We start from the raw sequence: 11,177 nt of genomic DNA, 5'->3' as shown, positions 1-11,177 counted from the left end.
ACCCACAAGCATGAAAACCGGCCCATGCCAGTCCCAGCCACAAGACGGTCAGCAGATGCTGGAGGTTGATACCCGTGCGCGCGGCCCCGGCCGTCATCACCCTCCAGCAATTGCCGACGCAATCGGCGGGCGGGGGCTGGTGCCTTCGCATGCGGGGGGACGAACGTGGCATGGTGGCTGACCGGCGGTGCCTTCAGATGCTTCGCGAGGCGGACGAACCGGTCGACGCGGGCACGGTCCAGGGGCTCGGTGCCTCCCAGTGAGAGTCGGACGGCGTGCGGCACTATCGGCACGCCCAGCTCGGTCAGGACGATCACCAGCGCGATATAGCCGATTGCGATTGCCATCCGCCGTTCCTCACCGCAGTGCATCGTTCGGTGACGCCTCATCAGGATCGCCCGCCCGGATGTCCTTCACCTGAGCGGGCTGGTCGCCGGAGCGGATGCGGGTCTTCGGCGGGTGCCGGTAGGCGTCACGCCGCTCCTGCAACGCCGCGTTGTACAGAACGCGATGATCGTCGAGCATCGCGCCGAACGCGACCGTAACGCGACGACCGGCCAGCCGTGCTCGGCGCACCTGGCGCGGACCGGCTCGTCGCAGCAGTCCCGGACGGCGCCGGTCAGGGCAGGGCGACGGTACTCCGGGCACCACACGACGTGACAGCCGAGGTCGCAGGCGCCACCCACACCGACCATCACCCGACGGAACACGCCTCCGGAAACACCGGCACGGCCGGTCCAACCGGTACGGGTCCGTACCGGATACCCCTGACGGCTGAAGACGCCAGTCCCCTCCGGGGGTCTTGGATGGACAGTGCGTGAATCGTGCGGCTCAGGATCCGCGAGCGCGGTACCTTCGAGGTCAACGCACGGTCAACTGCCAGGTCAGGCGGCTGACCTGGCTGCGGGTGGAGCCGAGGGCCGAGGCGTCCGGTGCGCTGACGTCGGTGCACCACCCCGCCACCCCGACACGACGGTCGCATTCGCGAATTCCATTGCATGCTCATAGGACCGTGTGTATAACTATGCGCATGGGAGTGATCGCAGCAGTGGCAGGGGCGAGCGGGTACGGCGGCGGGGAGCTTCTCCGCCTGCTGCTCGCCCACCCCGAGATCGAGATCGGCGCGCTGGCGGCGAACACGTCCGCCGGCCTGCCCGTGACGGATGTGCACCCGAACCTGCCCGATCTGGAGGGCCGCGTCTTCACCGATGCCGAGGCGCTTGCCGCGACCGAGGCGGACGTCGTCTTCCTCGCCCTGCCGCACGGGCAGTCGGCGGCGGTGGCGGCCACCCTGCCCGGCACCGTGCGCGTCGTCGACCTCGGCGCCGACCACCGCCTCGCCGACCCGCAGGCGTGGCGACGTGCCTACGGCGGCGAGCACGCCGGCACCTGGACCTACGGCATGCCCGAGCTGCCCGGGGCGCGGGCGCGGATCGCCGCGAGCCGCCGCGTCGCGGCGCCGGGCTGCTACCCGACCGCCTCCACGCTCGCCCTCGCGCCGCTGCTGGCCGCGGGCCTCGTCGAGCCGCAGGATCTCAGCGTCGTCGCCGCCAGTGGCACCTCCGGCGCGGGCCGCTCGGCCAAGGTGAACCTGCTCGGCAGCGAGGTGATGGGCGACCTCACCGCCTACAAGGTCGGCACCCACCAGCACCGCCCGGAGATCGTGCAGGCCCTTTCCGGCGTGGCCGGCACCGCGGTGAGCCTGTCCTTCACCCCCGTGCTCGCCCCGCTGCCCCGCGGCATTCTCGCGACCTGCTCGGGCCGGGCCACCGCCGCCGGCGCCGGCGCGGACGCCGTCTACGAGGCGCTGCGCGCGGCGTATGCGGGCGAGCCGTTCGTCCGGGTGCTGCCGCCCGGGCGCTGGCCGCACGCCGCGGCGACCCTCGGCGGCAACGCCGTGCACGTCCAGGGCACCTACGACGCCGAGTCCGGGCGGGCGATCGTCGTGTCCGCGATCGACAACCTTGGCAAGGGCGCGGCCGGCCAGGCGCTGCAGTGCGCGAACCTCATGCTTGGCCTGCCCGAGACCGCGGGTCTGACCGCGCAGGGCATCGCGCCATGAGCGTGACCGCCCCGAAGGGCTTCCGGGCCGCCGGAGTCGCGGCGGGGTTGAAGCCGTCCGGGCGTCCGGACGTGGCGCTCGTCGTCAACGACGGGCCGTCCGACGCCGCCGCCGGCGTGTTCACCCGCAACCGGATCCAGGCCGCGCCCGTGCTGTGGACCCGTCAGGCCCTCGCCGACGGCCGGCTGCGCGCCGTCGTCCTCAACTCCGGCGGCGCCAACGCCTGCACCGGCCCGGCCGGCTTCGCCGACACCCATGCCACGGCCGAGCATGTCGCGGCCGGGCTTGGTCTCGGCGCCGGGGATGTCGCGGTCTGCTCCACCGGGCTGATCGGCGTCCGACTGCCCATGGACAACCTGCTCGACGGGGTCACCGGGGCCGTTGCGGCCCTCGCCGACACCGGCGGCGACGACGCGGCCGAGGCGATCCGCACCACCGACACCGTCGCGAAGACCGCCGTGCGGATCTCCACGGCAACGCCGGGGGTGACCGTCGGGGCGATGGGCAAGGGCGCGGCGATGCTGGCCCCGTCGCTGGCGACCATGCTCGTCGTCGTCACCACCGACGCCGTCGCCGACGCCGCGACCCTCGGCCGGGCGGTGCGCGAGGCGTCCCGGGTCAGCTTCGAGCGCGTCGACTCCGACGGCTGCCTGTCCACCAACGACACCGTTCTGCTGCTCGCCTCGGGCGCCTCCGGGGTGACGCTGCCCGAGGCCGAGCTCACCGGGCTCGTCGCCGAGGTGTGCACCGACCTGGCCCAGCAGATGCTCGGCGACGCCGAGGGCTCCACGAAGACCATCGCGATCACGGTCACCGGGGCCGCGAGCGAGGCCGACGCGCTGGAGGTCGGCCGGTCCGTCGCCCGCAACAACCTGCTCAAGTGCGCCCTCTACGGCAAGGACCCGAACTGGGGGCGCGTCCTCGCCGCGGTCGGCACCACCCAGGCCGCCTTCGAACCCGACCAGCTCGACGTGTCGATGAACGGGGTGCAGGTCTGCCGGGCGGGCGCGCCCGGGGAGGACCGTGACCTCGTCGACCTCTCCGACCGCCGGATCGACATCCTCGTCGACCTGCACGCCGGCTCCGAGGAACTCACCATCTGGACGAACGACCTGACCGACGGCTACGTCTACGAGAACTCGGCCTACTCGACATGACCGACCCCGCCCCCACCACCGGCGCACGGGGGCCGGCGGCGACCGCCCGCGGGCATGCGGCGCTGGCCAAGACCCAGGTCCTCATCGAGGCGCTGCCGTGGCTGTCCCGCTTCCAGGGCGCGACGATCGTCATCAAGTACGGCGGCAACGCGATGACCGAGCCGGCGCTGCGCGCCGCGTTCGCGGCCGACATCGTCTTCCTTCGCTACTCGGGGCTGCGGGTGGTGGTCGTCCACGGCGGCGGCCCGCAGATCACCGCACACCTGGCGCGCCTCGGGGTCGAGTCGACGTTCGTCGGCGGCCTGCGGGTCACCACGCCGGAGACCATGGACGTCGTGCGGATGGTGCTGCTCGGCCAGGTCAACCGGGACGTCGTCGGCCTGGTCAACGACCACGGGCCGTTCGCCGTGGGCCTGTCCGGTGAGGACGCCAACCTGTTCACCGCGCGCCGGCGCCCCGCGATCGTCGACGGGGAGGAGGTCGACGTCGGCCTCGTCGGCGACATCGTCGAGGTCCGGGCCGAGACGGTCAACGCCCTGCTCGACTCCGGCAAGGTGCCCGTCGTCGCGTCGGTCGCCCGCGGGATCGACGGCGGCGTCTACAACGTCAACGCCGACACGGCCGCCGCCGAGCTCGCCGTCGCCCTCGGCGCCACCAAGCTCGTCGTCCTGACCGACGTCGAGGGGCTGTACGCGGACTGGCCGGCCAGCGACGAGGTGCTCAGCGAGCTGAGCATCACAGAGCTCGAACAGCTCCTGCCCACCCTCGCGGCCGGCATGATTCCGAAGATGCAGGCGTGCCAGCGGGCGGTGCGCGGCGGCGTGCCACAGGCACACGTGCTCGACGGCCGGGTGCCCCACGCCGTGCTGCTGGAGATCTTCACCGACGACGGCATCGGCACCCTGATCACCCCGGACCGCGACCGCGCCGAACCCGCCACCGTCCCGACCGCGACCACGCCCCCCGCACCGGCCGCCGTGCCAGCCTCGGCCGCCGGAGGGACCCCCCAGGAGACCGGAGGAAGGCCATGACCGCCGATCTGCTCGCCCGGCGCGACGCCGTCGTGATGGCGACCTACGGCCGCCCGGCAATCTCGCTGGTCCGCGGGAAGGGCACCCGGGTGTGGGACGACGCCGGGCGTGAGTACCTCGACCTGCTTGGCGGGATCGCCGTCAGCGTGCTCGGCCACGGCCACCCGGCGATCCGGGCCGCCGTCGTCGACCAGTTCGACACCCTCGGCCATGTGTCGAACCTGTACGCCAACGAGCCGCAGGTGCGCTTGGCCGAACGGCTCGTGGAGCTGCTCGCCGCGGGCACCTCGACCCCCGGCCTGCCCGCCGGCGGCGCGAAGATCTTCTTCGCCAACTCCGGAGCCGAGGCCAACGAGGCCGCCATCAAGATCGCCCGGCGTACCGGTCGGCAGGAGATCGTCGCCGCCGAGGGTTCGTTCCACGGCCGGACCCTCGGCGCGCTGTCCATCACCGGGCAGCCGGCGAAGCGCGCGCCGTTCGAACCGCTGCTGCCCGGGGTGCGGTTCGTGCCCTACGGCGACGCCGCCGCGCTGCGGGCCGCGGTCGGCGAGCGGACCGCGGCGGTGTTCCTGGAACCGACTCTCGGGGAGGCCGGCGTGGTGCCGCCGCCCGCGGGCTACCTTGCCGCGGCCCGAGCCGCCTGCGACGACGCCGGGGCGCTGCTGGTGTTCGACGAGGTGCAGAGCGGCATCGGCCGGACCGGCTCCTGGTTCGCCCATCAGGCCGCCGGCGTCCTGCCCGACGTCGTCACCCTGGCCAAGGGCCTCGGCGGCGGCCTGCCGATCGGCGCCTGCATCGGCATCGGCGCCGCGGCGGACCTGCTGCGCCCGGGCGATCACGGCAGCACCTTCGGCGGCGGCCCGATCGTCTGCGCGGCCGCACTGGCCGTGCTCGACACGATCGCCGCCGAGGGGCTGCTCGACCACGCGACGCGGCTGGGCGACCGGCTCGCCACGCAGATCGTCGAAGCGGGGATCCCGGGGATCGTCGGGGTGCGCGGCGTCGGCCTGTGGCGGGCGATCGAGCTCGACGGCCCGTTCGCCCCGGCGGTGGAGACGGCGGCCCGTGCGGCCGGCTATCTGGTCAACGCGGTCACGGCGGACGCCGTCCGGCTCGCCCCGCCGCTGATCCTCACCGACGCTGAAGCGGACGCCTTCGTCGCGGCGCTACCCGCGATTTTCGGTGCGGCGCGCGACGACGGAAGCCTCCCGGAGCAAGCCTCTAAGGTCAGCGCATGACGGCCCGACACTTCCTTCTCGACACCGACCTGACCTCCGCGGAACAAGCAGCCGTTCTCGACATCGCCGACGAGCTCAAGGCCCGCCGCCGCGCCCCCGGGCCGGCGGACCGTCCCCTCGCCGGGCGGTCGGTGGCCCTGCTGTTCGAGAAGCCCTCCACCCGCACCCGGCTGTCGTTCGACGTCGGCGTCGCCGAGCTCGGCGGCCATCCGGTCGTCATCGACGCGGCGAGCACCCAGCTCGGGCGCGGCGAGACGATCGAGGACACCGCCGCGGTGCTCAGCCGGTACGTCGACGCGATCGTCGTGCGCACCTTCGCCCAGGAGCGCCTCGAGCGGCTGGCGGCCGCGGCGAGCGTGCCGGTCGTCAACGCGTTGTCCGACCATGCCCACCCCTGCCAGGCGCTGGCTGATCTGCAGACGATCCGGGAGCGGCGCGGCCGGCTCGCCGGGCTGACCCTGACCTACCTCGGTGACGGCAACAACGTGGCGCATTCGCTGCTGCTCGCCGGGGCGCTCGCGGGGATGCGGGTGCATGTGGCCTCCCCGCCCGGCTACGAGCCGTTCGAGCAGGTCGTCCGGCACGCCAACGAGATCGGCGCGGCCACCGGCGGCGAGGCGCTCGTCATGCACGACGCGCTGGAGGCGGCCGCCGGCGCCGACGTGCTCTACACCGACGTGTGGGCGTCGATGGGTCAGGAGGGCGAGTCGGACAGCCGGTCACTGGTGTTCCAGCCCTACCGCCTCGACGAGAAGGCCCTCGAGGCCGCCCGGCCGGACGCGCTGGTCATGCACTGCCTGCCGGCGCACCGGGAGCTGGAGATCACCGCGGCAGTGCTCGACGGGCCGCAGTCGGTCGTGTTCGACCAGGCCGAGAACCGGCTGCACGCGCAGAAGGCCCTGCTCTCGCTGCTGTTCGCGGCGCCGACGGGGTTGGCGACGACGGGGTTGGCCACGACGGGGTCGGGCTCGGCGGGCGAGGAGGGCGCGGTCCGATGACGGCGGTGGGCGCGGGGGTGTGGCGGTCGGCCCCGCTGACCAAGCACGCCCGGCAGGCGCGGTTGGCGGCGCTGATCGCGCAGCGCCCGGTGCGCTCGCAGTCGGAGCTCGCCCGCCTGCTCGGGGCCGAGGGCGTCCAGGTCACCCAGGCCACCCTGTCCCGTGACCTGGAGGACATCGGGGCGAGGAAGGTACGCGGCGCCGACGGCGGCCTGGTCTACGCCGTCGATGTGAACCTCGCGCCGGCGGAGATAGTCCGGCTGCCGCTGACCCGGCTGTGCGAGGAGCTACTGGTCTCGGCGGAGGCCAACGGCGACCTCGTCGTCCTGCGTACCCCGCCCGGTGCCGCCCAGCTGTTCGCTTCTGCGCTGGACCGGGAGGCGTTGCCGGCGGTCATGGGCACGATCGCCGGGGACGACACCGTCCTGGTCGTCTGCCGGGCGCAGCTGTCCGGCCCCGGAGATGGGAGCATCTCCGGGGGTACCCCGAACGGCGGGGAGAATCCGGTGCAGGCGTCGCCCCCAGGCGATTCGGCCGCGGGCCCGGTTCCGGGCGGCCCGGCCCTGGCCGCCCACCTGCTGCGGCTCGCCGACGGGCGGGCCCGCGCCGTGCCGGGCGTGGCCGCCACGCCCGCCCACTCTGGCACTCCGCCGGGGGGCGGGGCGGTGGGTTCTGGCACACCTGATGATGACCTTTCGCGCAATCCGACATAAGGAGTAAGTCCCGTGACCGAACGCGTCGTGCTTGCCTACTCGGGCGGCCTCGACACGTCCGTGGCCATCGGCTGGATCGGCGCCGAGACCGGCGCCGAGGTCGTGGCGCTGGCTGTCGATGTCGGCCAGGGCGGCGAGGATCTCGAGGCCATCCGCCAGCGCGCCCTCACCTGCGGCGCCGTCGAGTCGATCGTGGTCGACGCCAGCACGGAGTTCGCCGAGTCCTTCGTCGCCCCGGCCATTCGGAGCAATGCGCTGTACATGGACCGGTACCCCCTGATCTCGTCGCTGTCGCGGCCGATCATCGTCAAGCATCTGGTCGCGGCCGCCCGAGAGCACGGCGCCGACGCGATCGCCCACGGCTGCACCGGCAAGGGCAACGACCAGGTGCGGTTCGAGGTCGGCGTGTCGGCGCTGGCCCCCGGGCTGAAGGTGCTCGCCCCGGTGCGGGACTCGGGCATGACCCGGGACAAGGCGATCGCCTTCGCCGAGGAGCGCGGCCTGCCCATCGACGTGTCCAAGCGCTCGCCGTACTCCATCGACCAGAACCTGTGGGGACGCACGGCCGAGTGCGGCATTCTCGAGGACCCGTGGGCGCAGCCGCCGGAGGACGTCTTCGTCTACTCCGCGGACCCCACGGTCACCCGGACCCCCGACGAGGTGACGATCTCCTTCACCGACGGCGTCCCGACCGGGCTCGACGGGCGTGCCCTGCCGCTGGCAGCTCTCGTCGCCGAGCTCAACACCCGCGCGGGTGCGCACGGCGTCGGCCGGATCGACCTCGTCGAGGACCGGCTGGTCGGGATCAAGAGCCGGGAGATCTACGAGTGCCCGGCGGCGATCACCCTGCTGACCGCGCACCGTGACCTGGAGGACCTCACCCTCGAGCGCGACGTCGCCCGGTTCAAGCGAGGCGTCGACCAGCGCTGGGGCGAGATCGTCTATGACGGCCTGTGGTACTCGCCGCTCAGGGCCGCCCTCGACGCCTTCGTCGACGCGGCCAGCGTCGGGGTCACCGGGGACGTCCGGCTGCGGCTCGCGGGCGGCGTCGCCCAGGTCGTCGGCCGGCGCAGCCCGGGCAGCCTCTACGACCACGCCCTGGCCACCTACGACGCCGGGGACCAGTTCGACCAGGGCGATGCGCGCGGATTCATCGAGCTCTGGGGTCTGCCGACGAAGGTCTGGGCGGCGCGCGAGCAGCGGCTGAACCCGTGACCTCCACGGAGCACTCCGAGGACGCGGCGGTGCCGAAGCCGTTCGGTGAGAAGCCGTCCGGTGAGAAGCCGTCCGGTGTGGAGCCCGCCGGCGGGACGCTCGCCGGCAGGGCGGCGGCGGCCGGCGCGCCGATGCGGCTGTGGGGTGGGCGATTTGCCGGCGGCCCGGCCGAGGCGCTCGCCCGGCTGTCGGTGAGCGTGCAGTTCGACTGGCGCCTCGCGCCGTACGACCTGCTCGCGTCGAAGTCGCACGCCCGGGTCCTGCACCGGGCCGGGCTGCTCGACGACGCCGAGCTCGCCGCCATGCTCGCCGCCATCGACGACCTGTCCGACGCGGTCGCCCAGGGCCGGTTCCGGCCGACGGTCGAGGACGAGGATGTCCACACCGCCCTCGAACGCGGGTTGCTGGAGCGGCTCGGGGCACTCGGCGGCAAGCTGCGCGCCGGCCGCAGTCGCAACGACCAGGTCGCCACGGACCTGCGGCTGTACCTGCGCGAGCATGCCCGCCAGGTGGCTGCCCGGTTGACCGAGCTGTCCCAGGCACTGGTCACCGTGGCCAGCCAGCATGTGGAGACTCCGGCGCCCGGGATGACCCATCTGCAGCACGCCCAGCCGATCTCGTTCGGTCATCAGCTACTCGCGCACGTGCAGGCCTTCGTGCGGGACACCGACCGGCTGCGGGACTGGGACCGCCGGGCGTCGGTGAGCGCGCTGGGCGCCGGGGCGCTGGCCGGCTCGTCGCTCCCGCTGGATCCCCAGGGGGTCGCCGCCGAGCTGGGGTTCGACCGGGCGTTCGAGAACTCCCTCGACGCCGTGTCGGACCGCGACTTCGCCGCCGAGTTCCTGTTCGTGGCTGCGCTGATCGGGGTGCACCTGTCCCGTATCGGCGAGGAGATCGTGCTCTGGACGACCCGCGAGTTCGGCTGGGTCGAGCTGGACGACGCCTTCGCGACCGGCAGCTCGATCATGCCGCAGAAGAAGAACCCGGACGTCGCCGAGCTCGCCCGGGGCAAGTCCGGCCGGCTCATCGGCGGGCTGACCGGCTTCCTCGCCACCCTCAAGGGCCTCCCGCTCGCCTACGACCGGGATCTGCAGGAGGACAAGGAGCCGGTCTTCGACGCGGTCGACACGCTGCTGCTGGTGTTGCCCGCGCTGACCGGCACGGTCGCGACGATGCGGGTCCGCCGCGAGCGGCTCGCCGCGGCCGCGCCGGACGGCTTCGCGCTGGCGACCGACGTCGCCGAGCACCTGGTGCGCCGCGGCGTGCCGTTCCGCCAGGCGCACGAGGCCGTCGGCCAGCTCGTCTCCTGGTGCGTCGCCCACGACGTCGACCTTGACGAGGTCTCCGACGACGACCTTGCGGTGATCAACCCTCTGCTCACCGCGGATGTGCGCGGTGTGCTGTCGGTGCAGGGCGCGTTGCAGGCCCGCTCCGCTCCTGGCGGGACCGCGCCGGACCGGGTCCGTGAGCAGCTCGCAGCCCTGCGGCCGGTCCTCGACCGGGACCGCGAGTGGGCGGTGGACTGACGGGGACTTCCACGCCCCCCGAGGGCCCCGGGCCGGCCGCTGCCGTGGTCGTCCCGGCGCCCTACCCGGCGGGCTTCTTCGACCGGCCCGTGTTGGCCGTCGCACCGGATCTGCTCGGTGCGACGATCCGACACGGGCCGGTCGCCGTTCGGATCACGGAGGTCGAGGCGTACGGCGGCCTCGACGATCCCGCCTCCCACGCCTTCCGCGGCCCGACCCCGCGGGCCGCGGTGATGTTCGGCCCGCCGGGACGGGCATACGTGTACCTCAGCTACGGCATCCACTGGTGCCTCAACATCGTCTGCGGGCCGGTGGGGGAGGGGACAGCGGTGCTGTTGCGCGCCGGCGAGGTCATCGCGGGCCGCGAGGCGGTGCAGGCCTGCTGGCCGAAGCTCGCCGCCTGGGACCTGGCCCGGGGGCCCGGTCGGCTGGGGCGGGTGCTCGGGATCGCGGCGTCGTTGACCGCAACCCCGGTGACGGGCGGCGGACCCCTCGTCGTCCACCCCTCACCACCCGCCGGGGAACGCGGCGGCGGCGGACGGGGTCCGGTGGATGCGGTGCCGGGGGCGGCCGGCGAGCGGATCGAACGAGGACCGCGGGTGGGGATCACGGCTGCCACCGAGCGCCCCTGGCGCTTCTGGCTGGTGGGGGAGCCCTCCGTCAGCGCGGCGCGGCCACGCCATCGCCGCAGGTAGACCCGTGGACGGGATGCAGCAGGTGGACGCAGGGGGCGGACGTGGAGGGCGGACAGATGCGGATGGAGGGTGCGTCGGCGCCGCCTCAGCAACTTGGCCCAGACCGCCAAGCTTCCCATATCAGAACATCACAACGAACCACTCCGCGGTCTGTGTGACATACGTCACACATCTAGGAGGGGGATTGATTTGACGTCCACCGTCATCCACCCGTAATGTTCTCTCTGTCAGCGAGACACGGCGGACGCCGAACAGGGCGGCTCCACTCGCTGGCAGAGCCCCTCCTCGGAGGGCTCGGAAAGAGCAAGCGCGAGGCGGCCCCTTCTTGGGCGTACTGACGAGCGCTGCTCCACACAACTTTCGTAAGTGGCTAGGAATCAGCACGAGTACGACATCTCACGATGTCATCTCGTCCGCGCCTGCTCCTTGAGAACTCAACAGCGTGCCGATTGTCAGTGCCAATTGTTTTACCTCGTTCATGGCCTGGCTGGTTGTTCTTCCTGCTCTGGTTTTCCGGGGTGTGGGGGATGGCTGGTGATGGT

At 73.0% G+C, this 11,177-nt stretch carries 11 protein-coding genes; 9 read left to right on the top strand and 2 right to left on the bottom strand.

The genetic code is table 11. The features are described from left to right. The coding region (locus NBZ85_RS19875; RefSeq protein WP_261562387.1) for a multinuclear nonheme iron-dependent oxidase at positions 1–347 on the bottom strand (347 nt) is incomplete at its 3' end. A gap of 10 nt (positions 348–357) precedes the next feature. Beyond that, positions 358–576, bottom strand: coding sequence for a hypothetical protein (locus NBZ85_RS32750; RefSeq protein WP_261558430.1), 219 nt, complete (start codon positions 574–576; stop codon positions 358–360). Between the two features lie 454 nt (positions 577–1,030). On the opposite strand from NBZ85_RS32750, the gene argC reads away from it, so the two are divergent. Genes argC through NBZ85_RS19820 form a run of 9 tightly spaced genes read left to right on the top strand, consistent with a single transcriptional unit; the run spans position 1,031 to position 10,635 of the window. Further along, positions 1,031–2,062, top strand: a complete 1,032-nt coding sequence (argC, locus tag NBZ85_RS19860; RefSeq protein WP_261558403.1) for an N-acetyl-gamma-glutamyl-phosphate reductase — start codon at positions 1,031–1,033, stop codon at positions 2,060–2,062. After that, complete coding sequence (argJ, locus tag NBZ85_RS19855; RefSeq protein ID WP_261558410.1) at positions 2,059–3,219, top strand: bifunctional glutamate N-acetyltransferase/amino-acid acetyltransferase ArgJ; 1,161 nt, start codon at positions 2,059–2,061, stop codon at positions 3,217–3,219. Before argC ends, argJ begins: the two co-directional genes overlap by 4 nt. Beyond that, complete coding sequence (argB, locus tag NBZ85_RS19850) at positions 3,216–4,250, top strand: acetylglutamate kinase (protein ID WP_261558412.1); 1,035 nt, start codon at positions 3,216–3,218, stop codon at positions 4,248–4,250. Before argJ ends, argB begins: the two co-directional genes overlap by 4 nt. Continuing rightward, positions 4,247–5,488, top strand: a complete 1,242-nt coding sequence (locus tag NBZ85_RS19845; RefSeq protein ID WP_261558414.1) for an acetylornithine transaminase — start codon at positions 4,247–4,249, stop codon at positions 5,486–5,488. Before argB ends, NBZ85_RS19845 begins: the two co-directional genes overlap by 4 nt. Then, on the top strand, positions 5,485–6,486 hold the full coding sequence (gene argF, locus NBZ85_RS19840) for an ornithine carbamoyltransferase (RefSeq protein WP_261558415.1): 1,002 nt from the start codon (positions 5,485–5,487) through the stop codon (positions 6,484–6,486). The genes NBZ85_RS19845 and argF overlap by 4 nt, the downstream gene beginning before the upstream one ends. Then, complete coding sequence (locus NBZ85_RS19835; protein ID WP_261558417.1) at positions 6,483–7,199, top strand: arginine repressor; 717 nt, start codon at positions 6,483–6,485, stop codon at positions 7,197–7,199. The genes argF and NBZ85_RS19835 overlap by 4 nt, the downstream gene beginning before the upstream one ends. Positions 7,200–7,211: 12 nt before the next feature. Then, entirely contained in the window at positions 7,212–8,414 is a 1,203-nt protein-coding gene (locus tag NBZ85_RS19830; protein ID WP_261558419.1) for an argininosuccinate synthase, read from the top strand. Next, entirely contained in the window at positions 8,411–9,940 is a 1,530-nt protein-coding gene (gene argH, locus NBZ85_RS19825; RefSeq protein ID WP_261562386.1) for an argininosuccinate lyase, read from the top strand. Before NBZ85_RS19830 ends, argH begins: the two co-directional genes overlap by 4 nt. After that, positions 9,925–10,635 carry a DNA-3-methyladenine glycosylase gene (locus tag NBZ85_RS19820; RefSeq protein ID WP_498041253.1) on the top strand — a complete coding sequence of 237 codons (711 nt, stop codon included), beginning with the start codon at positions 9,925–9,927 and terminating at the stop codon, positions 10,633–10,635. Before argH ends, NBZ85_RS19820 begins: the two co-directional genes overlap by 16 nt. Positions 10,636–11,177: the final 542 nt, after the last annotated feature.

This window comes from Frankia tisae, from assembly GCF_025403405.1.
GTDB classification, from domain to species: Bacteria; Actinomycetota; Actinomycetes; order Frankiales; family Frankiaceae; genus Frankia; species Frankia tisai.
This window is presented reverse-complemented; position numbering and strand designations above follow the sequence as displayed.

Coding starts and splice junctions, on each gene's coding strand:
- argC (WP_261558403.1), top strand. CDS start 1,031: ATGGGAGTGATCGCAGCAGTGGCAGGGGCGAGCGGGTACGGCGGCGGG.
- argJ (WP_261558410.1), top strand. CDS start 2,059: ATGAGCGTGACCGCCCCGAAGGGCTTCCGGGCCGCCGGAGTCGCGGCG.
- argB (WP_261558412.1), top strand. CDS start 3,216: ATGACCGACCCCGCCCCCACCACCGGCGCACGGGGGCCGGCGGCGACC.
- NBZ85_RS19845 (WP_261558414.1), top strand. CDS start 4,247: ATGACCGCCGATCTGCTCGCCCGGCGCGACGCCGTCGTGATGGCGACC.
- argF (WP_261558415.1), top strand. CDS start 5,485: ATGACGGCCCGACACTTCCTTCTCGACACCGACCTGACCTCCGCGGAA.
- NBZ85_RS19835 (WP_261558417.1), top strand. CDS start 6,483: ATGACGGCGGTGGGCGCGGGGGTGTGGCGGTCGGCCCCGCTGACCAAG.